This is a genomic window from Pantoea sp. ICBG 1758 (assembly GCF_002928325.1).
Taxonomy (GTDB): domain Bacteria; phylum Pseudomonadota; class Gammaproteobacteria; order Enterobacterales; family Enterobacteriaceae; genus Pantoea; species Pantoea eucrina.
In genome coordinates, this window is the sequence record NZ_POWL01000005.1 from 1 (window position 1) to 20,214 (window position 20,214).

At 57.3% G+C, this 20,214-nt stretch carries 20 protein-coding genes; 4 read left to right on the forward strand and 16 right to left on the reverse strand.

The features are described from left to right. A partial coding sequence (locus tag C1Y41_RS20255; RefSeq protein WP_211049661.1) for a hypothetical protein occupies positions 1-202 on the forward strand: 202 nt, incomplete at its 5' end. 76 nt (positions 203-278) lie between these two features. On the opposite strand, the gene hemG is transcribed toward C1Y41_RS20255, so the two are convergent. The 4 genes from hemG to pepQ are packed head-to-tail and all read right to left on the reverse strand — an operon-like array spanning position 279 to position 4,251. Beyond that, positions 279-815, reverse strand: coding sequence for a menaquinone-dependent protoporphyrinogen IX dehydrogenase (hemG, locus tag C1Y41_RS15820; RefSeq protein ID WP_104085841.1), 537 nt, complete (start codon positions 813-815; stop codon positions 279-281). A gap of 18 nt (positions 816-833) precedes the next feature. Further along, on the reverse strand, positions 834-2,285 hold the full coding sequence (gene trkH / locus C1Y41_RS15825; RefSeq protein ID WP_065647777.1) for a Trk system potassium transporter TrkH: 1,452 nt from the start codon (positions 2,283-2,285) through the stop codon (positions 834-836). A 17-nt stretch (positions 2,286-2,302) separates the two neighbouring features. Then, a complete protein-coding gene (locus C1Y41_RS15830) occupies positions 2,303-2,920 on the reverse strand; it encodes an IMPACT family protein (protein WP_104085842.1) in 618 nt (205 codons plus the stop codon). Next, a complete protein-coding gene (pepQ, locus tag C1Y41_RS15835; RefSeq protein ID WP_071668198.1) occupies positions 2,920-4,251 on the reverse strand; it encodes a Xaa-Pro dipeptidase in 1,332 nt (443 codons plus the stop codon). The genes C1Y41_RS15830 and pepQ overlap by 1 nt, the downstream gene beginning before the upstream one ends. Before the next feature lie 186 nt (positions 4,252-4,437). Here pepQ and fadB point away from each other — a divergent pair, with 186 nt between their 5' ends. Together fadB and fadA are read left to right on the forward strand one after the other, a co-directional pair. Beyond that, complete coding sequence (fadB, locus tag C1Y41_RS15840; RefSeq protein WP_104085843.1) at positions 4,438-6,621, forward strand: fatty acid oxidation complex subunit alpha FadB; 2,184 nt, start codon at positions 4,438-4,440, stop codon at positions 6,619-6,621. A gap of 9 nt (positions 6,622-6,630) precedes the next feature. After that, positions 6,631-7,794, forward strand: a complete 1,164-nt coding sequence (fadA, locus tag C1Y41_RS15845) for an acetyl-CoA C-acyltransferase FadA (RefSeq protein ID WP_104085844.1) — start codon at positions 6,631-6,633, stop codon at positions 7,792-7,794. Positions 7,795-7,857: 63 nt separating this feature from the next. On the opposite strand, the gene fre is transcribed toward fadA, so the two are convergent. Further along, positions 7,858-8,559, reverse strand: coding sequence for an NAD(P)H-flavin reductase (gene fre, locus C1Y41_RS15850; RefSeq protein ID WP_039381815.1), 702 nt, complete (start codon positions 8,557-8,559; stop codon positions 7,858-7,860). Positions 8,560-8,590: 31 nt separating this feature from the next. Next, positions 8,591-10,075, reverse strand: a complete 1,485-nt coding sequence (ubiD, locus tag C1Y41_RS15855; protein WP_039381814.1) for a 4-hydroxy-3-polyprenylbenzoate decarboxylase — start codon at positions 10,073-10,075, stop codon at positions 8,591-8,593. Positions 10,076-10,311: 236 nt separating this feature from the next. On the opposite strand from ubiD, the gene rfaH reads away from it, so the two are divergent. After that, complete coding sequence (gene rfaH, locus C1Y41_RS15860; RefSeq protein ID WP_039381813.1) at positions 10,312-10,800, forward strand: transcription/translation regulatory transformer protein RfaH; 489 nt, start codon at positions 10,312-10,314, stop codon at positions 10,798-10,800. Here the strand turns inward: rfaH and tatD are convergent. The 10 genes from tatD to udp all read right to left on the reverse strand — a co-directional run bounded on the left by tatD (position 10,797) and on the right by udp (position 20,078). Then, positions 10,797-11,579: a 3'-5' ssDNA/RNA exonuclease TatD gene (tatD, locus tag C1Y41_RS15865; protein ID WP_104085845.1), complete on the reverse strand. Its 783-nt coding sequence runs from the start codon at positions 11,577-11,579 to the stop codon at positions 10,797-10,799. The genes rfaH and tatD overlap by 4 nt on opposite strands. A 90-nt stretch (positions 11,580-11,669) precedes the next feature. Continuing rightward, complete coding sequence (gene tatC / locus C1Y41_RS15870; protein ID WP_039381808.1) at positions 11,670-12,416, reverse strand: Sec-independent protein translocase subunit TatC; 747 nt, start codon at positions 12,414-12,416, stop codon at positions 11,670-11,672. A gap of 2 nt (positions 12,417-12,418) precedes the next feature. Beyond that, complete coding sequence (gene tatB / locus C1Y41_RS15875) at positions 12,419-12,928, reverse strand: Sec-independent protein translocase protein TatB (RefSeq protein ID WP_104085846.1); 510 nt, start codon at positions 12,926-12,928, stop codon at positions 12,419-12,421. Between the two features lie 9 nt (positions 12,929-12,937). Continuing rightward, entirely contained in the window at positions 12,938-13,183 is a 246-nt protein-coding gene (tatA, locus tag C1Y41_RS15880) for a twin-arginine translocase TatA/TatE family subunit (protein WP_039381803.1), read from the reverse strand. Positions 13,184-13,287: 104 nt separating this feature from the next. After that, on the reverse strand, positions 13,288-14,925 hold the full coding sequence (gene ubiB, locus C1Y41_RS15885; protein ID WP_039381801.1) for a ubiquinone biosynthesis regulatory protein kinase UbiB: 1,638 nt from the start codon (positions 14,923-14,925) through the stop codon (positions 13,288-13,290). Next, positions 14,922-15,527, reverse strand: a complete 606-nt coding sequence (locus tag C1Y41_RS15890; RefSeq protein ID WP_104085847.1) for an SCP2 domain-containing protein — start codon at positions 15,525-15,527, stop codon at positions 14,922-14,924. The genes ubiB and C1Y41_RS15890 overlap by 4 nt, the downstream gene beginning before the upstream one ends. Before the next feature lie 6 nt (positions 15,528-15,533). After that, positions 15,534-16,292, reverse strand: a complete 759-nt coding sequence (gene ubiE / locus C1Y41_RS15895) for a bifunctional demethylmenaquinone methyltransferase/2-methoxy-6-polyprenyl-1,4-benzoquinol methylase UbiE (protein WP_039381797.1) — start codon at positions 16,290-16,292, stop codon at positions 15,534-15,536. A gap of 74 nt (positions 16,293-16,366) precedes the next feature. Further along, on the reverse strand, positions 16,367-17,854 hold the full coding sequence (gene rmuC, locus C1Y41_RS15900) for a DNA recombination protein RmuC (protein ID WP_104085848.1): 1,488 nt from the start codon (positions 17,852-17,854) through the stop codon (positions 16,367-16,369). Positions 17,855-17,945: 91 nt separating this feature from the next. Further along, the gene (locus tag C1Y41_RS15905) at positions 17,946-19,217 is read right to left on the reverse strand and encodes a lipopolysaccharide assembly protein LapB (RefSeq protein WP_104085849.1); all 1,272 of its coding nucleotides are present in this window, start codon (positions 19,215-19,217) and stop codon (positions 17,946-17,948) included. Positions 19,218-19,316: 99 nt separating this feature from the next. Beyond that, a complete protein-coding gene (gene udp / locus C1Y41_RS15910) occupies positions 19,317-20,078 on the reverse strand; it encodes a uridine phosphorylase (RefSeq protein WP_039381790.1) in 762 nt (253 codons plus the stop codon). Positions 20,079-20,214 lie beyond the last annotated feature (136 nt).

The following is a 20,214-nucleotide window of genomic DNA, read 5'->3' on the forward strand; positions in this document are numbered from 1 at the left end:
ACACAGATTGTCTGATAAATTGTTAAAGAGCGGTGCAGCCAGCGCCTTAAGCGTCTGCTGCGAGGTGGCGTATATTACGCTTTCCTCCTCCGGAGTCAACCACTTTTTTCAGCGTTTTCTCCGGCGGAAGTTCTTACCGAATCTTCCTGTCGACGCCGTTTTCCGTAAGCCGGTGTGCCGTGTCGATGGAGGCGCATTATAGGGAGTTCTTCCGGGCTGACAAGCGTTAAATACAAAAAAAGAATCGTTCGCGCTATTTTTCGCCACAACGCTCTATTTCACAACGATTTGCCTGGTAACTGCGCAAATTCATACGCAAATCTGCTCACTGCAGACCAGTCGGTGTACTCGACTTCTTTAGAGGTATCGGTTTCACCACCGGTCATGCGCATAATTAACTGAATCATTACCCGATCAAACCAGCGATAGCGCGGATAACGTAACGCGCCGGCAAACACAGCGCAGCAGTCGGGCTGCCACGGTGACTGCTCAAGAAATTTGCGGGTATAGGCATTGGTTTGCGGGGAACGCTTGTCAGCTTTGCGCGCCGTCAGATTCACGCTAAAAAATCCGCTTACCCGCTGCTGCAGCGACTGCCGGTGCTGCGTGACAAACTTCATCAGCGCCGTATCAAAATGACCATAGCGAATCGAGGCGCCTATCAGTACGCGATCGTACTGCGACCAGTCAATCTGTCTCGTCTCTGCAAGATCCTGCACATCACATAACTGCTGCGGTACCAGAGTCTGAGCAATACGCGCTGCAATTTCGCGGGTTTGTCCGTCGCGGGTGGAATAAAGTATTAATGCTTTCATTACAGGTTCCTGTTTCTCTTATTCACGCCAGAAAGTCGGCGTGAACAGCACCAGCAGCGTAAAGACCTCAAGACGCCCGAACAGCATCGTCAGGATCAATATCCATTTCGCCACATCATTCATGGTTGTGAAGTTGTCTGCGACTACACCCAGCCCCGGCCCAAGGTTGTTCAGCGTTGCCGCAACGGCAGCAAACGCGGAGAAGTCATCAACGCCGGTCGCGATAATTGCCAGCATGCTGAGCAGAAACACCAGCGCATAGGCGGAGAAGAAACCCCATACCGCTTCCAGAATACGCTCCGGCAGCGCCCGGTTGCCAAGCTTAATGGTGTAAACCGCATTAGGGTGCACCAGACGTTTTAGCTCACGTGAACCCTGCTTGAACAATAGCAGAATACGAATAACCTTCAGGCCGCCCCCGGTTGAGCCAGCCATACCACCGATAAATGCTGAGCAGAGCAGCAGCACCGGCAGGAACAGCGGCCAGCGTGCAATGCTATCTGTGGTGAAGCCCGCCGTTGTTGCCCATGACACTACCTGGAAAAAAGCCTGATTCAGCGTTTGCCAGCCGCTGTCATAAACATTATGCAGCCAGAGCACCAGCGTGCAGATCACCACCAGCGTAAACTGCACGCCAATAAACATCCGGAATTCAGGATCGCGCCAGTAAACCTTCAGGTTACGCCCGCTCAGCAGTGAAAAGTGCAGGCCGTAGTTACAGCCGGAAATCAGCAGAAACACCGCAACAATCGTGTTGATCGTCGGGCTGTTAAAATAGCCGATGCTGGCATCGTGCGTGGAGAAACCGCCAATCGCGATGGTAGAAAAGCTGTGCCCGATAGCGTCAAACATCGGCATGCCGGCCAGCCACAGGGCCAGCGCGCAGGCGATGGTCAGCACAACATAAATCAGCCACAGCGTTTTTGCTGTCTCTGCAATACGCGGCCGCATCTTATTGTCCTTCAGCGGCCCGGGCATTTCGGCGCGATAAAGCTGCATGCCACCAACGCCCAGAATCGGCAGTATGGCAACGGCCAGCACGATAATCCCCATACCGCCCAGCCACTGCAGCATCTGCCGGTAAAACAGAATCGCTTTCGGCAGGGAGTCGAGCCCCACCAGCGTCGTTGCACCCGTCGTCGTCAGGCCGGAAAAGGATTCGAAAAAGGCATCGGTCGCGGAGAGGTGAGGCTGCTCGGCAAAGATAAACGGCATTGCACCGACGCTGCCCAGTACCGTCCAGAACAGCACCACAATCAGAAAGCCTTCGCGCGGTTTAAGTTCGGTCTTCTGTTTACGGTTGGGCCACCAGAGCAGCGAACCAATGACAATCGCCATCAGGAACGTCTGACTGAAGGCGCGGCCGGCACCGTCGCGATAAATCAGCGCCACTAAACCCGGTACAATCATGGTTACCGAGAATAAAATAACCAGCAGACCCACAATGCGGGTAATGGCGCGGAAGTGCATTCAGCCGTGTCCTTTGTTCAGTTATCCAGCGGGAGCAGCGCTAGCGCACCCCGGCTGTAGTCAGAGAGGTTTTGCTTAAAGGCCGCTATCTGCGCATGAGGCAGCGCAATGCGCAGCGTGATGCAATCTTCATAGCGGCTCTCTTCGGTAACGCCGTCAAAACGCTGCAGCAGGCGTTCTATATCGCTCATCTGTGCATAATCACAGCGCAGCATAAAAGATTGCATCGGCACTTTGCGCTGACGCGGCAGCTGTTTCAGTCCCTGCTGCACCCCGCCGCCGTAAGCTTTGACCAGCCCGCCGGTCCCCAGCATGATGCCGCCATAATAGCGTACGACTACGGCAGTGATCTCACCAAGGCCGCTCCCCATCAGCTGCGCCAGCATCGGCTTACCTGCCGTGCCGGAGGGTTCGCCATCGTCGGAGAAGCCCAGTAGCTGTGAATCGTCCGGAGCACCGGCAACCCAGGCCCAGCAGTGATGCCGCGCAGCGGGATGCTCGCTTTTGACCCGCTGCACAAACGCCCGCGCCGCTTCAGCACCCGGCGTATGCGCCAGCAGAGTGATAAAGCGGCTTTTTTTGATCATCTCTTCGCTGCTGCTTATCGCCTCAGCCGGAATATCATAAGCGTCCATCAGGCCAGGTGCAGGTCGCGCGTCATGTTCTCAATGCGATTAGGGTGGATCACCACATTATCTTCAATGCGAATTCCGCCATACGGCTTCAGCGCATCAATCGCCTGCCAGTCAAAGTGCTGGGTGTACTTACCCCCGCGTAGCGGCGCCAGCAGCGAATCGATAATATAGAAGCCCGGCTCAATGGTCAGTACCATGCCGGGCTCCAGCACCCGGGTGCAGCGCAGATAAGGGTATTGCGCCGGCGCAGCCAGATGCGTGCCGCGATCGTCCTGCATAAAACCGGCCACATCATGTACCTGCAGCCCGAGGGGATGACCCAGGCCGTGCGGCATGAAAGGTCCGGTGAGATTCTCTGCCACCAGCGCCTCTTCCGTCAGGCCTTTTACCAGACCAAATTTCAGCAACAAACGCGCAATGCGCTGATGCATCTGCAGATGATAATCGGTATAGCGCACGCCCGCTTTCAGCGTAGCGATCAGCGCCAGCTCCTCTTTATTCATTGCCTCCACCAGCTCGGCATAGCGCGTTTTACTTTGCGCCGCATAGCTGCGGGTTAAATCTGCTGCATATCCTGCATACTCAGCGCCGGCGTCAATCAGGAAGCTGTGACGTTTGGCTGGCGGCTGGTGATCGAGCCGGGTGTAGTGCAGCACGGCTGCATGTTCGTTCAGCGCCACAATATTGCCATACGGCACATCCGTATCCCGGTGCCCGGTAGCGGTAAGATAGGCGAGGTTAATATCGAACTCGCTCATGCCGGAGAAAAACGCCTCTTTAGCCGCGCGATGGCCAGCAACCGCCAGCTTCTGCGCCTGACGCAGGCAGGCGAGCTCATAATCCGTTTTGATACTGCGATGATAATGCAGGAAATCGATGACCGCCTGCGGGTTGATCTGCGCGCTGCTGAAGCCCAGCTGCGCAGCACGTTCCGGTACCGGGCCAATGTAGGCGACGTTTTCACGCGATGCTGGCAGCAGCTGTGCAATCTCATCTGCATTTTTCAGCCCGATGACATCAACATCTCCGGTCCAGAAGCTCTCCGGCAGCGGCTCGACGTTATGCCAGTAGTCGACGGGTGAATAGAACCACAGTTTAGGTTTATTGCTGCCGTCGACCCACAGCCAGCAGTTCGGCACCTGCGTGACCGGCACCCAGGCTTTGAACTGCGGATTCACTTTAAACGGATAGGTGTGATCATCCAGAAAAACGGTCTGTAGCTCGCCGGAGTGGATCAGCAGCGCATCCAGTTTGCCGCGCGCCAGAATCTGTTGCGCCCGCTGCTGCAGCGTTTTGATATGCGCCTGATACAGTGTTTTCAGTGAATCCATGAACGAGTCTCCGATGTCGCGAAAGTGGCCGCAGTGTAGCATAGCCGCGCCGCTATTGGCGCGCCAGCCAGCCTGTGATCGCGGTATCAAATAAGCACACTGCCGTTTGCAAAAGAGGGGCAGGCCGCTCACACTCCTGTTCATCTGGTATGACCAGATCACTTTTCGCGGTTTCAGGAGACGGATATGCTCTACCAAGGCGATACCCTTTCATTACACTGGCTCGAAGACGGCGTTGCCGAGCTGGTTTTCGATGCTCCCGGCTCGGTCAATAAACTTGATATTAAAACCGTCGCCAGCCTGGGAGAGGCGCTGAATGTACTGCAGCAGCAGCCCGGTCTGCGCGGTCTGCTGTTAAGCTCCGCCAAACCCGCTTTTATCGTCGGCGCGGATATCACCGAGTTTCTTTCGCTGTTTGATGCCCCTGAAGAGAAACTGAGCGCGTGGCTGACCTTTGCTAACAGCATTTTTAACCGGCTGGAAGATCTGCCGGTGCCGACCATTGCCGCCATTGATGGCTATGCGCTGGGGGGTGGCTGCGAGTGTGTGCTGGCAACCGATCTGCGCGTCGCGACGCCGGAGACGCGTATTGGCCTGCCGGAAACCCGACTCGGCATCATGCCAGGCTTTGGCGGTAGCGTGCGTTTGCCGCGCCTGCTGGGAGCCGACAGCGCGCTGGAGATCATTGCCGCCGGCAAAGATGTGGATGGATTAAGCGCGCTGAAGCTGGGTCTGGTCGATGCCGTGGTCAGCCGCGACAAACTGCGCAGCGCCGCGCTCACTATGCTGCACGACGCCATTACCCAGCAGAGCTGGCAGGCACGCCGGGCGCCGAAGCTGGCGCCGCTGAAGCTGAGTCCGGTTGAAGCCGCGATGAGCTTTACGCTGGCGAAAAGCATGGTGCTGCAGACGGCAGGTAAACACTACCCTGCCCCGCTGACAGCGGTGAAAACAATTGAAGCTGCCGCCGGGCTGACGCGCGATGATGCGCTTAAGCTTGAAACGGCTGCGTTTGTGCCGCTGGCACAGAGCGATGTTGCCCGCGCGCTGGTCGGCATTTTCCTTAACGATCAATATGTCAAAAGCCTGGCGAAAAAACATAGCGCCCGCGCAGAGCTGCCGCAGCAGGCCGCCGTGCTGGGTGCCGGCATCATGGGGGGCGGGATTGCCTGGCAGTCAGCGTGGAAAGGCGTACCCGTTATCCTGAAAGATATCAGTGAAAAAGCGCTGACGCTGGGTATGAATGAAGCCAGCAAGCTGCTGAATAAGCAGCTGGCGCGCGGCAAAATTGATGGTGCGAAACTTGCTGCCGTGCTGACAACTATCCAGCCGGTGCTGGAGTATAGCGGTTTCCGCCGCGCTGATGTGGTGGTAGAAGCGGTAGTGGAGAATCCGGCGGTCAAAGCGAAAGTGCTCGCTGAGACCGAACAGCAGCTGCGGGACGATGCCATTCTCGCCTCGAACACCTCAACCATCCCGATTAGCGAACTGGCGAAAGCGCTGCAGCGTCCGCAAAATTTCTGCGGTATGCACTTTTTCAATCCGGTACCGCGCATGCCGCTGGTGGAAGTGATCCGCGGCGAACAGACCTCAGAAGCGACCATCAGTAAGGTGGTGGCGTGGGCCAGCAAAATGGGAAAAACAGCGGTCGTGGTTAACGATTGTCCCGGTTTCTTTGTTAACCGGGTACTGTTCCCCTATTTTGCGGCTTTCAGCCTGCTGCTGCGCGACGGCGCTGATTATCGCCAGATTGATAAAGTCATGGAGCAGCAGTTTGGCTGGCCAATGGGGCCGGCGTGGCTGCTGGATGTGGTCGGTATCGATACCGCCCATCATGCGCAGCAGGTCATGGCGCAGGGCTTTCCGGCGCGCATGCAGAAAAACTATCGGGATGCCATCGATGTCCTGTTTGATGCGGGCCGGTTTGGGCAGAAAAACGGCCTCGGCTTCTACCGCTGGGAACAGGATAAAAAAGGCAAACCGCAGAAGATACACGATCCGGACGCCGATACGCTGCTGAGCAGCGTCAGTGAACCAGCACGCGCATTCAGCAATGAAGAGATTATCAACCGTATGATGCTGCCGATGCTGCATGAAGTGGTGCGCTGTCTGGAAGAGAAGATTATCGCCTCACCGGCAGAAGCAGATATGGCGCTGGTCTATGGCCTCGGCTTCCCGCCATTCCGCGGCGGCGCTTTCCGCTATCTTGATACGCTCGGTAACAGCAATGTGGTCGACCAGGCCAGACGCTACGCACATCTCGGCGCGCTTTATACGCTGCCGGAGGCGCTGGTGCAGCGTGCGCACGCGCATCAGAGCTGGTACCCCGCCGTTCAACCTATTGATGAAGCGTCGCTGCAGCGCGCCTGAGGAACAGAGATGGAAAATGTCGTCATTATTGATGCCGCACGCACGCCCATGGGCCGCTCTAAAGGCGGCGCCTTTCGTCAGGTGCGGGCGGAAGATCTCTCAGCACATCTGATGCGGGAGCTGCTGAGCCGCAACCCGGCGATCGACCCCGCCTCGCTGGATGATATCATCTGGGGCTGCGTGCAGCAGACGCTGGAGCAGGGATTTAATATTGCGCGCAACGCGGCGCTGCTGGCGGAAATTCCGCACCGCGTGCCCGCCAGCACGGTGAATCGCCTCTGCGGTTCATCTATGCAGGCGCTGCATGATGCTGCCCGGGCCATTATGACCGGCGATGCGCAGACCTGCCTGATTGGCGGCGTTGAGCATATGGGCCATGTCCCGATGAGCCACGGCGTTGATTTCCATCCCGGCCTGAGCCGGACAGTGGCAAAAGCCGCCGGCATGATGGGCCTGACAGCGGAAATGCTGGCGCGCATGCACCATATCAGCCGCGAACAGCAGGATGCGTTTGCTTTCCGTTCGCATCAGCGTGCATGGGCGGCGACGCAGCGCGGCGATTTTGCCCGCGAAATTATTCCCACCTGGGGGCACGACTCCGATGGCGTGCTGAAGCGCTATGAGAGTGATGAGGTCATCCGTCCGGAGACCAGCCTGGAGGGTCTGGCCGCGCTGCGGCCGGCGTTTGATCCGGTGAGCGGCACGGTGACCGCCGGCAGTTCATCCGCGCTTTCTGACGGCGCTGCCGCCATGCTGATCATGAGTGAAAGCCGCGCCCGTGAACTGGGCATCACCCCGCGTGCGCGTATCCGCAGTATGGCGGTAACCGGCTGCGATCCTTCAATTATGGGATACGGCCCGGTTCCCGCCAGCAAAATGGCGCTGAAGCGTGCCGGACTCAGCGCAGCGGATATCGGACTGTTTGAACTTAATGAGGCTTTTGCTGCGCAAACCCTGCCCTGCATCAAAGATTTAGGGCTTATGGCGCAGATGGATGAGAAAGTAAACCTGAATGGCGGGGCGATTGCGCTGGGGCATCCGCTGGGCTGTTCCGGCGCGCGCATCAGTACCACCCTGCTCAACCAGATGACACAGCATGACGTGCAGTTTGGCCTGGCAACCATGTGTATCGGCCTGGGTCAGGGCATCGCCACCGTATTTGAACGTATCTAAAACAGAGACCTGTGAATCGCACGTGTTCCCGCCCTTCCGGGCGGGCTTTTTTACGGCTGCGCCTCAGATAAACGCAAAGGCATCGCCATACATCTGCGCTTCCAGCGCGCCGCGCTCGCTGCAGAAACGCTCACGGGCAATTTTTGCCATCTCAAAGCGTCCGGCGATATAGATGTCATGGCCGCTCAGATCGGCATGATCCTGCATAACGGCGGTCAGTACCGTCCCGCTGCGCCCCTGCCAGCCATCTGCAGGCTGCTCAACCACTGGAATCACCTTGAGATTCGGGTGTTTTACCGCCAGCGCTTCCAGCTCATCCATATCGTAGAGGTGCTGCAGTTCACGTCCGCCCCAGTAAATGGCGATATCACGATCGGGCTGCTGCGCCAGCGCGGTCAGCAGCAGTGAACGCGCGTAGGAAAAGCCGGTGCCGCCGGCGATCAGAATCACCGGGCGCTCGCTCTCTTCCCGCAGCCACGCATCACCATGCGGCATATCAATCGTTACCTGGCGGTCGCTTCTGATGCGATCCATCACGGCCATAGCGTAAAGATTGAGATCGGATGCGCCAATGTGCAGCTCAATAATCTCTTTCTCCATTGGCGTTGAGGCAATGGAGAAAGGACGCTTGTCGCGCTCATCCATTACCACCATCAGATACTGACCGGCGCGAAAGCTAAATTCCGCTTCCGGGATCAGGCGCACGCGATATACGGTGTCGGTAATCGCCTCAACCGAAGTCACTTTGCAGCTTAACGTCGTCATAATTGCCCTTTCTTATGGTTCTCTGCTGCCGTCAGCGCTGCGGCGGTTCGGCAAAGATTGCTAACTCATCCCAGATTGCGTCAATACGCGCGGTGACCGCCGGATCTTTGACGATCGGCGTGCCCCACTCGCGCTGCGTTTCACCCGGCCATTTATTAGTAGCATCCAGCCCCATTTTGGAGCCCAGCCCCGAAACCGGTGAAGCAAAGTCGAGGTAATCGATCGGCGTATTCTCTACCAGTACGGTATCGCGCGCCGGGTCCATGCGGGTGGTAATCGCCCAAATCACATCATTCCAGTCGCGCGCGTTTACGTCGTCGTCACACACAATAACAAATTTGGTGTACATAAACTGACGCAGAAATGACCAGACGCCAAACATCACCCGCTTGGCATGTCCTGCGTACTGTTTTTTAATCGTCACTACCGCCAGGCGGTAGGAGCAGCCTTCAGGCGGCAGATAAAAATCGACAATTTCCGGAAACTGTTTGATTAAGATTGGCACCAGCACTTCATTCAGTGCCACCCCCAGTACCGCAGGCTCATCGGGTGGACGACCGGTATAGGTGGAATGATAGATCGGTTTACGCCGCTGCGTAACGTGCGTAACGGTAAAGACCGGAAAGCTGTCTACTTCATTATAGTAACCGGTATGGTCGCCATAGGGACCTTCCGGCGCCATGTCGCCCGGTTCAATGTAGCCTTCCAGCACAATTTCCGCGCTGGCGGGCACTTCCAGATCGCAGGAGACGCATTTTACCACTTCGGTTTTATTGCCGCGCAGCAGGCCGGCGAAGGCGTACTCCGAGAGCGTATCCGGCACCGGCGTGACCGCGCCCAGTATGGTGGCGGGATCGGCACCCAGCGCCACCGCGACCGGAAAGCGTTCGCCGGGGTGGGCTTTGCACCACTCCTGAAAATCGAGCGCGCCGCCGCGGTGCGACAGCCAGCGCATAATCAGCCGGTTTTTGCCGATAACCTGCTGGCGGTAGATCCCCAGGTTCTGCCGCTCTTTATGCGGTCCGCGCGAAACGGTCAGCCCCCAGGTAATCAGCGGTGCCGCATCGCCAGGCCAGCACTTCATCACCGGAATACGCGACAAATCAACCTCATCGCCGCTGAAGATCTCTTCCTGACAGGGAGCATTGCGCAGACGCTTTGTTGGCATATTCAGCACCTGCTTAAACTGCGGCATTTTGTCAAAGAGATCGCGGAAGCCTTTGGGCGGCTCCGGCTCCTTCAGAAATGCCAGCAGTTTACCGACGTCGCGCAGCGCGCTGACCTCCTCCTGCCCCATACCCATGGCCACGCGCTTTGGCGTGCCAAACAGGTTACACAGCACCGGCATGTCATACCCTTTGGGGTTTTCAAACAGCAGCGCCGGGCCGCCGGCACGCAGCGTGCGGTCGGCGATTTCGGTCATCTCCAGTTCAGGATCAATCTCCTGAGTGATGCGCTTGAGCTCGCCACGCTGTTCCAGCAGCGAAAGAAAATCTCGTAAGTCCTGGTATTTCATGTGGCTTCAGTTTTCCGGCCAGAGTGAATCGGGAAATCGTGCAGATCCGTAATGGTCTGGCAGTCTGATACAGATGCGCCCTGGTCGTCAATTCTCTTGCCGCAAAGCGCACAGATAACGCACTAATCAGAAAATTCGCAGAGAATTTCTCTGGCCGGTACGGTATACGCCAGCCGATGCGCTATAACTCTGACTGCAGGTTTGTTATTCTTGGCATCCATTATTTGGGGGCAGTTATGGAATCCTGGTACTTACTCTATTGCAAACGCGGACAGCTGCTGCGCGCTAAGGAACATCTTGAGCGTCAGGCAGTAACATGCCTCAGTCCAACGATCGCGATGGAGAAACTGGTGCGCGGTAAACGCACCACTGTCAGTGAGCCGCTGTTCCCTAACTATCTGTTTATCGAATTCGATCCGGAAGCGATTCATACCACCACCATCAGCAGCACGCGCGGCGTCAGCCATTTTGTGCGCTTCGGCGCTATGCCCGCCACGGTGCCCTATGAAGTGATTGAAGCACTGCAGACCGATACACCACAGATTGTTCTGGATCCTGAAACGCCGCAGTCGGGCGATGAAGTGCTTATCACCGACGGCACGTTTGAAGGGCTGCGGGCGATTTTTGCCGAGCCCGACGGAGAAACCCGTTCGATCCTGTTGCTGAACCTGCTGAATAAGCAGGTGATGCGCAGTGTGGATAACAAACTGTTTCGTAAGGTTTAAGCCAGCCTGAACAGCTGACGCGCGTTTGCGTCGGCCTGCGCACTCAGCGCCTCCGCCGTCTCTCCGCGCCAGCCCGCCACCTGCTGTACCAGATGAGGCAGAAAACAGGGTTCATTGCGCCGCGAGGCCGGACGGGGCCGCATATCGCGCGGCAGTAAATAAGGCGCGTCCGTCTCCAGCAGTAAACGCTCCGCCGGGATCAGCGGCAGCATCTCACGCAGCGCCATTCCGCGGCGTTCATCACACACCCAGCCGGTAATGCCCACAGAGAGGCCCAGCGCCAGGCAGGCTTCCAGCTCCGCACGCGTGCCGGTAAAGCAGTGCACCACCGCTCCCGCCAGCTTCGGCAGCCACGGCTCCAGCACCGCAACAAAGCGATCGTGCGCTTCGCGGCAGTGTAAAAATACCGGCAGCTGCAGCTCGGCAGCCAGCGCCAGCTGGGCATCGAATGCATACTCCTGCTGCTGATGCGCAGCCAGATTGCGGTTGAAGTCGAGCCCGCACTCCCCTATGGCAACTACCTGTTCGCTCTCTGCCAGGCGGCGCAGCGTACTGGCTGTTTCTGCGGACCACTCACTGGCGTGATGCGGATGGACGCCGGCCGTAGACCAGCAGTAGCCGGGATGCTGCGCTGCCAGCTGTCGTGCCTGCTGGCTCTCCAGCGCGTTAGTGCCGGTAAGCAGCATGCCGGTGACACCTGCTTCGCGCGCGCGCTTAACCACCTGAGCGCGATCTTTTGCGAATTGCGTGCTGGTCAGGTTTACACCGATATCAAACATCTCTTTCCCCAAATAAAAACCGCCCGGCAGGCGGGCGGTTTGTAAAATGCTTTCACCCCGCGCGCAACGGGGCGTCCTGCGTAAACGCGATCAGGAGTCTTCCTCTGCCGCTTTACGCCCTTTACCCACGTAGTAGCGGGAAAAGAATACGCCGACTTCAAACAGGCAGTACATCGGAATAGCGAGCAAAGTTTGGGAAAAAACGTCTGGCGGTGTGAGCAGCATCCCAACAACGAAAGCGCCGACCAGAATATAAGGCCGTTTTTTTCGCAAATCGTCCGGCGTGGTGATCCCGGTCCAGCAGAGCAGTACGATGGCTATTGGCACTTCAAACGCAACGCCAAACGCCATAAACAGCGTCATGACAAAGTCGAGATAGTTCGTAATGTCGGTCGCAATGGTGACGCCCTGCGGCGCAGTTTTGGCAAAAAAGCCAAACGCCAGCGGAAAGACAATAAAGTAGGCAAAAGCCACACCCACGTAGAACAGCAGCGTACTGGAGAAAAGCAGCGGCATAACCAGCCGGCGTTCATGCCGGTAGAGCGCTGGCGCGATAAATGCCCATACCTGATAGAGGATCACCGGGACCGCCAGAAACACCGAGACAATAAGGGTCAGCTTGATCGGCGTAAAAAATGGCGAGGCAACATCTGTGGCAATCATACTGGCGCCGGCCGGCATCTGGCTGATCAGCGGTGCGGCGACCGCGTGATAGATGTCGTTAGCGAAATAGATCAGGCAGAGAAAAATCGCAAACACGGCAATGATGCAGTTCAGCAGACGCTTACGCAGCTCGATCAGATGGCTGATGAGCGGCTGGGTATCTTCAACAGCCATGGTTATCGTTCATCTTTTGCAGAAAGGGGGGTGGGTGAGTGCGCCGCATCAGCCCGATCGCTGACGGTTTCTGCGGCGGCAGGTGCCTGCGCCGGAGCGCTGGCGTGATGCTCCGCCTGCGCCGGCGTGACGGCAGTAGCCGGCGGCACATCAGGTTTAACCGCGGCAGGCTGATGAATCGTATTCGCTTCATCCTCCGCTTTTTCGATATCAATACTCTGCTGAACAGAGCGCTTCATGGAGTCAGCGGTTTTACGCAGCTCTTCCATTGACTGCTTCAGCTCCGGAGAGAGCGTTCCCTTTCCCGCCTCTTCCACTTTCTTCAGGCTGTCCTGCAACTCCTGCAGCTTTAGCTCCTGCGCCAGCTCGTGCTGCACATTAGCCGCCAGCGAGCGAATTGCCCGGATCCAGCCCACTACCGTTTTTACCGCCACCGGCAGACGTTGCGGCCCGAGTACAATCAGGCCGATCACGAACACCAGAACCAGTTCACTAAAGCCAATATCGAACACAGTTACACCTTACTTATCCCGCGGCTGATCTTTATTCACCGGGTCATGCTGTTTATCTGCCAGCGTTTTGGCATTGAAGTCAGCATCCTGCTCTTTAGGCAGATCTTTTTTCTCATCTTCATCACTCATCGCTTTTTTAAAGCCGCGAATGGATGAGCCAAGATCTGAACCGAGGTTGCGCAGTTTATTGGTGCCGAACAGAAGTACAACGATGACGGCAATGATTAACAATTGCCAGATACTGATACCGCCCATGAGATATGCCTCTGAAATACTTAACAAAACGAAAAACTGTAATGTGGCGGGCCGGGAAACCGGCTCCGGCCTGCGACATTACGCGATTTGCACCAGGCAAACAATTAGTTTGTCTTGCGCCAGCCCACCAGCCAGGTCACGATGCCCGCCGCCATTAACAGCGCCGGGAAGAAGTCCCAGTCAGGCCGGCTCAGGAGTACTGCCGTCCCGCTTAACAGCAGCGTGGCCCCCACGCCAAACAGGTAGCGCGACTGGTGATGCCGGGTGCGCTGCGCGTTCAGTTCATTAACCAGTTTATCAACGCTGTGCTGCAATAACTTATGCTGGCGCATGCTGTCGTAAAACAGTTCCGGCAGTTCTGGCAGTTTCTCTGCCCAGAAAGGCGCTTTCTCTTTAACCTTACGTACCAGCGCCGGAAGACCGATCTGATCTTTGATCCACTCTTCCAGAAACGGCTTCGCGGTTTTCCATAAATCGAGCTGCGGATAGAGCTGACGTCCAATCCCTTCAATATAGAGTAGCGTTTTTTGCAGCAGCACCAGCTGCGGCTGCACTTCCATATTAAAGCGGCGCGCCGTGTTGAACAGGTTCAGCAGCACGTGACCAAATGAGATCTCCGCCAGCGGCTTCTCAAAAATCGGTTCGCAGACGGTGCGGATTGCAAACTCAAAATCTTCAACGTTAGTATCGGGCGGCACCCAGCCGGAATCCACGTGGAGTTCCGCTACCTTGCGGTAGTCGCGGTTAAAAAAGGCAATAAAGTTTTCGGCCAGATAGCGCTTATCTTCTTTGTTAAGCGATCCCACAATCCCGCAGTCGATACCGATATATTGCGGATCTTCCGGACGATCGTAACTGACAAAAATGTTGCCCGGATGCATATCGGCGTGAAAGAAGCTGTCGCGAAATACCTGGGTAAAGAAAACCTGCACGCCGCGTTCAGCCAGCAGCTTCATATTGACGCCGTGCTGCTCCAGCGTGGCGACATCGGAGATCGGGATCCCGTAAATCCGCTCCATCACCAGCATGGTTTCGCTGCAGTAATCGGAGTAGACCTCCGGTACGTAGAGCATGCGGCTCTGATCAAAATTACGGCGCAGCTGAATCGCATTGGCCGCTTCCCGCAGCAGATTGAGTTCATCAATCAGCGTTTTTTCGTAATCGCGGACCACTTCCATCGGACGCAGGCGGCGACCATCCGGCAACAGGCGCGGCACCCAGCGTGCCAGCCGGTAGATCAGCTTCATATCCGCTTTGATTACCGGCAGGATATCAGGGCGGATCACTTTGATGACCACTTTGCGGCCGTTAGATTTCAGCGTCGCGGTGTGGACCTGAGCAATAGAGGCAGAGGCGAGCGGTTTGATATCGAAATCGTCAAACCAGGTCTCAACCGGACCGCCAATCGAGCGCTCAATCTGCGCTTTTGCTTTTACGCCGTCAAACGGCGCGACGCGATCCTGCAGGATTGCCAGCTCGTCGGCAATTTTAGGCGGAAACAGATCGCGACGGGTTGAGAGCATCTGACCAAACTTGATCCAGACCGGGCCAAGCTGCTCCATTGCCAGACGCAGGCGCAGGCCCATCTCCGCTTCTTTATGCCGGTTGGGGATCCAGAATACGCAGCGGCGCCACAGCCGCAGCGGCAGCGTGATGCGCATGTGCGGTATGAGTTCATCCAGCCCGTAGGTCAGAAAAATTTTAACGATAAAATATAAGCGCCGAAGTTCTCCGAGCGTCATTTCGCCTCCCGCTGTGCCAGACGCGCCTCAAAGGCGTTTAGTGAACGCTCCATCGCTTCAACCTCTTCTGCAAACCATGCCAGCTCCAGCGCACCCGGCGCCAGCCGCCACTCTTCGGTTACCACTTGGCTGAGATAGTCCTGACGGCGCGTTACCTGCTGCTGCGCAAAAGCCAGCGCCCGCCTGCCGGCCTGACTGATACCCTGTGCCGCAATATCACCGGTCCAGGGTGCCAGATACTCTGCCGGATCGAGTTCAGCCAGATCCATTAATGCGGAGAACTGCTGTACCACCTGCAGATCGCCCTCAACGTTCAGCTCGCCGCTGCGGATCAGGCCGGTGAGCTGCTGGCGATCGCGCAGTTTAGGCAACGTACTCAGGCGCAGGCTGACGCTGCAGTCGCTGCTGTCCTGCCAGTCGCCCAGCACGTCCAGTCGCGTTTCGCTGAAGACCAGCACAAGGGGAAAATCGAGCTCCTGCAGCCGCAGCAGCAGCACCTTACCTGCCAGGCGCTGCCGGGCGACTTTCAGGCTACGATCGCGATAAAGTACACGATTCAGCGCGGTTTCAAGCGCGCCGGTAATAAGAGGGGTTAGCGTCATGGTCACTCAGAACTTAAAGCCACGATGCAGCGCGACAATGCCGCCAGTCATGTTGTGATACGTGCTGTTTTCAAAACCGGCGTCGTTCATCATCGCTTTCAGGGTCTCCTGATCGGGATGCATACGAATAGATTCAGCCAGATAGCGATAGCTCTCTGCGTCATTCGCCACCAGCTGCCCGATACGCGGCAGAATATGGAATGAATAGGCGTCATACGCCTTGCTCAGCGGATCCAGCACCGGCTTAGAAAACTCCAGCACCAGCAGACGACCGCCCGGCTTCAGCACGCGAAACATTGAAGCCAGCGCTTTCTCTTTTTCCGTGACGTTGCGCAGGCCAAACGAGATGGTGATGCAGTCAAAATAGTTATCCGGGAACGGCAGAGCTTCCGCATTCGCCTGCACATAGCTGACGTTGCCGGTGACCCCAAGATTACGCAGCTTTTCACGGCCCATTTTCAGCATCGAGCTGTTAATATCCGCCAGAACCACCTGCCCGGTTTCACCCACCAGACGGGAAAATTTCGCCGTGAGATCGCCCGTGCCGCCTGCCAGGTCGAGCACGCGCTGACCGCGACGCACGCCGCTGCTGTCAATGGTAAAACGCTTCCATACGCGATGGACGCCGAACGACATCAAATCGTTCATCAGGTCATATTTTGCCGCAACGGAATGAAACACGTCCGCGACTTTATCGGCCTTTTCACTTTTTGCTACGGTCTGGAAGCCAAAGTGAGTAGTTTCCTGCTGTGATTCATCTGCCATCGGTTTTACCTGTTCCACAAATAATTCTCTCCGAAGTGTATCAGAGTCGCGCGATCCGAGCACGTTGCCGCCGGTTATTCATTGATACGGCGCACTTCCGCTGCCGTTTCCGCATCATCCTCTGCCCAGCGCTCATCCGCTTCATCCGGCAGCGCCTGCTGCACCAGCTGCGGATTAATGGGCCGCTTAACTTCGACTCCCAGCGACTTAAACGCCTCGCTCTGGGCGATAAGATTGCCGCGCCCTTCTGCCAGCTTTTTCATCGCCTGCTGATAGCTCTGCTGCGCCTTGTCCAGATTATGTCCGATGCCGCTCATGTCATCGACAAACAGCCGCATTTTGTCATAGAGCCGTGCGGCGCGATCGGCAATCCGCTGGGCGTTGCGGCTCTGATGCTCATAGCGCCACAGATTATTGATAGTACGCAGCGCCACCAGCAGCGTAGTCGGACTGACCAGCATGATATTCTGCTGCAGCGCCTCGCTAATCAGCTCAGGCTGCCGATCGATGGCCAGCAAAAACGCCGGCTCCACCGGTATAAACATCAGCACATAATCCAGCGAGCGTAAACCGGGTAATTGTTGATAATCTTTTCGCCCCAGCAGACGAATATGACCGCGCATCGCCGCAACATGGTCCTGAATAGCCAGCTCCCGTGCGGCATCATCCTCAGCGTTAAAGTAGCGCTCATACGCGACCAGCGTCATCTTGGCATCCACCACCACATCTTTGCCCTGCGGCAGCCGGACAATCACGTCGGGCTGCATGCGCCCCTGCTCCAGCGCGATGTTAACCTGGGTTTCATACTCATACCCCTCACGCAGGCCGGACGCTTCCAGTACCCGACTGAGCACCACTTCGCCCCAGTTACCCTGAATCTTGTTGTCGCCTTTCAGCGCTTTGGTCAGGTTTAACGCCTCCTGCGCCATTTGTGCATTGAGCTGCTGCAGCTGGCGGATCTCATACGTTAACGTATGACGCTCACGCGCCTCCTGACCAAAACTCTCATTGACCTGACGGCGAAAGCCATCCAGCTGATCGCGCAGCGGCGCAATCAGGCTGTTAAGACTCTGACGATTTTGCTCATCAACACGGCGACCGCTGTTTTCAAAAATGCGGTTCGCAAGATTCTCAAACTGGGCGCTCAGACGCTGCTCGCTGCTGGTCAGCAGCCGCTGCTTCTCTTCAGCGGCAAAGCGCGTCTCCTCCAGCCGGATAGTCACCTCGCGCAGCTCCGCTTCCTGTGCGCTGTTGACCTCCAGCTGATTACGCAGCTCGCGGCTGAGCTGTTCACTTTCAGCACGCCAGTAATCCAGCTGCTGCAGGCGCTCCTGCGCCCCGCTCAGGGTGCCATGCAGCTGCCGCAGCTCCTGTTCACGCTGCCGGAGCTGCAGCTGCAGCTGTTCCTGTTCGCGCTGCTGACGCTGCTGCGCCGCTTCCAGCAGGCGATGCTCCGCGGTCAGGCTGGCGTGCTGCTGACCGGCACGCAGCTGCGCCAGCAGCCAGCCGATACCCAGACCGGCCAGTGCCAGTACAAGCGTAATAATAAGTTGCTGATCCATGATCCCCCCGCCCCTCGCGATGCTCAGGGGAAAGGTAAAGTTGGCCTGGAGGAATGTCTACTGAAATCTCTGAACGCCAGGCCGCAGGAGGTCAGCAGGCTCTGACCGTGAGTTCGCCCGCTTTCCAGGCATCGATCAGGAAAAACGGCATCGGCAGCACCCATTCACTCTCATTCACCACGCGCGCCGGATAACACCAGCTCTGGCCGCCACAGGCGAGTTCAACCTGCTGCGCACCGTTGCAGGGGGCAGTGGCCTTACCGGTCATGCTGGCATAGCCGGCGTTACTGCCGACATGAAAATGTTCTGTCTGCCAGCGAACGGGGGCGTGAGCGGGCCACGGCTGCGCCTGATGAAAATGAAAAAGATCGTCATGACTGAGCAGGCTGGCACGAACGGTGGGCCACAGCGCCACTTTGAGGAAATATTGATCGGTGAAGCGCTGATTGCCGGTGTAGCGCGCCATAAAGTCGCGCATCTGCTGCGCAAGGTTGCGGACGACGCCGTGACAGCCGCCCCACATTCCGGCCAGCAGCAGTTCGGTATGGGTAAAGTAGTCACGCATATGATGAAACCAGAACGGCGAGTCGAGCCAGGCCTGCACGGCCGCAGCTTCGCGCTCTGACAGCAGCGAGTCGGCGTCGCGAATGATAAAGCGCCTGACCGTGGGGTCATCCATTACCAGAAAGCGCCAGAGCGTAGGCTGAATCTCTTTTTCGTGCGACATATCCACCAGCTGCGCGCCGGCGTGCTGCAGGCGCTGCCAGACATGCTGCGGCACGCTTTCATCCAGATAGACGCGACACTGCCATGCCGGATAGAGCTCGCGCGCCACTTCAACGTTTTTAATCAGCGTTTCGCAGTAGCGCGGCTGGTTGCCATACAGGCTGAACGCAATACTGTTTTCCGCCGGGTTGTGCGGGTTAAACGCCGGCGGCACATCAGCCGGAAACGGGTGCTTTTGTCCGGCAGAAAAGCGCGCATCGGAGTGCATCAGCGAAGCCAGGCCGTAGCGTGCCACCTCATCCGGCTTATCCAGCCAGCCACAGACCTCGGTCAGGCCATCCAGCCAGGTTTCCGAAGCCTGTGCACGCTGTGCGTCAGGCGCCTGGCAGATTTTCTGATAGATTTTGTACGATTTTTTATAGTCGCCGGTGCGCATCAGCGTCAGTGCATAGTCGCTGAGCACCTGCATATGGTTCGGCATTACCCGCAATACCGCTTCACAGCACTGACGCGCCTGCGCGTAGTCGCCGTCGGCCATCGCCTGGCGAAACTGCGTGGCGGCGTGTTCAACGCGCGCCTGCGCAGCAGCGGGATTATTGACAGCGGCGGAACGGGGAGCGGAGAAGGTTTTGCGCATAAAAGGGATCCCAGAGTTCGCTGAATAGGTGCGCATCCTGATTCGTCAGCGGCTGAGTTCCCTGTGAGGCGGGTCCCGCATCCATTGCCAACTGGCGCGCTACAGTAAGCGACGCGCGGCTTCCACCACAATTTTCACAGCGTCGCTCTCGGTCTGCTTCATGGTTGCCGCGTCCGGGATCTCTTTTTGCGTACGGTTCACAATGACGCCAGCCACCATGCCGGCACGCAGTCCCTGACTGGCGCACATGGTTAACAGTGTAGCGGATTCCATCTCATAGTTAAGTACGCCCATCGCCTGCCACTCCTGCATGGAGCCCTGGAAGCGATTGACCACGCGACCAGAGAAGGTGTCGTAACGCTCCTGCCCCGGATAGAAGGTGTCAGAAGAGGCAGTGATGCCGATATGGGTACGCGCGCCGCACTCTTCTGCCGCCGCGACCAGCGCCGTGGTACAGGCAAAATCGGCCACGGCCGGGAATTCCATCGGAGCAAAGTGCAGGCTGGCGCCATCCAGGCGTACTGAGGCGGTCGTCACCAGCACGTCACCAACGTTAATGTGCGGCTGAATGGCACCGGTGGTGCCGACGCGCAGGAAGGTCCGGACGCCGAGCTGCGCCAGCTCCTCTACCGCAATTGAGGTTGAAGGACCACCGATACCGGTTGAGCAGACCACTACCGGCTTGCCGTCGATCTCCGCCAGCCAGGTGGTGAATTCACGATGCGACGCCAGATGCTGCGGATTCTCCATCAGCGCCGCGATTTTTTTCACCCGCTCCGGGTCGCCCGGGACGATCGCCAGCGTAGCGCCTTTCAGGTCAGCTTTAGTGATACCAAGGTGGAAAACGTCAGACTGGGTCATATCAGACTCCTGCTAATTAAGTATTGTGACGCGCACTCTACGTGAGGCAGCGCGACAAATATGTGATATCTCTCACTTCAAATAATGAAAGTTACATTACCAACCGCACTATTTGTGATTTTTGTCACAATATAAC

Coding starts and splice junctions, on each gene's coding strand:
- trkH (WP_065647777.1), bottom strand. CDS start 2,285: ATGCACTTCCGCGCCATTACCCGCATTGTGGGTCTGCTGGTTATTTTA.
- tatD (WP_104085845.1), bottom strand. CDS start 11,579: ATGTTTGATATCGGTGTAAACCTGACCAGCACGCAATTCGCAAAAGAT.
- fadB (WP_104085843.1), top strand. CDS start 4,438: ATGCTCTACCAAGGCGATACCCTTTCATTACACTGGCTCGAAGACGGC.
- ubiB (WP_039381801.1), bottom strand. CDS start 14,925: ATGACGCTCGGAGAACTTCGGCGCTTATATTTTATCGTTAAAATTTTT.
- C1Y41_RS15905 (WP_104085849.1), bottom strand. CDS start 19,217: ATGCGCAAAACCTTCTCCGCTCCCCGTTCCGCCGCTGTCAATAATCCC.
- pepQ (WP_071668198.1), bottom strand. CDS start 4,251: ATGGATTCACTGAAAACACTGTATCAGGCGCATATCAAAACGCTGCAG.
- rfaH (WP_039381813.1), top strand. CDS start 10,312: ATGGAATCCTGGTACTTACTCTATTGCAAACGCGGACAGCTGCTGCGC.
- fre (WP_039381815.1), bottom strand. CDS start 8,559: ATGACGACGTTAAGCTGCAAAGTGACTTCGGTTGAGGCGATTACCGAC.
- tatC (WP_039381808.1), bottom strand. CDS start 12,416: ATGGCTGTTGAAGATACCCAGCCGCTCATCAGCCATCTGATCGAGCTG.
- hemG (WP_104085841.1), bottom strand. CDS start 815: ATGAAAGCATTAATACTTTATTCCACCCGCGACGGACAAACCCGCGAA.
- C1Y41_RS15830 (WP_104085842.1), bottom strand. CDS start 2,920: ATGGACGCTTATGATATTCCGGCTGAGGCGATAAGCAGCAGCGAAGAG.
- tatA (WP_039381803.1), bottom strand. CDS start 13,183: ATGGGCGGTATCAGTATCTGGCAATTGTTAATCATTGCCGTCATCGTT.
- C1Y41_RS15890 (WP_104085847.1), bottom strand. CDS start 15,527: ATGACGCTAACCCCTCTTATTACCGGCGCGCTTGAAACCGCGCTGAAT.
- rmuC (WP_104085848.1), bottom strand. CDS start 17,854: ATGGATCAGCAACTTATTATTACGCTTGTACTGGCACTGGCCGGTCTG.
- ubiD (WP_039381814.1), bottom strand. CDS start 10,075: ATGAAATACCAGGACTTACGAGATTTTCTTTCGCTGCTGGAACAGCGT.
- fadA (WP_104085844.1), top strand. CDS start 6,631: ATGGAAAATGTCGTCATTATTGATGCCGCACGCACGCCCATGGGCCGC.
- ubiE (WP_039381797.1), bottom strand. CDS start 16,292: ATGGCAGATGAATCACAGCAGGAAACTACTCACTTTGGCTTCCAGACC.
- udp (WP_039381790.1), bottom strand. CDS start 20,078: ATGACCCAGTCTGACGTTTTCCACCTTGGTATCACTAAAGCTGACCTG.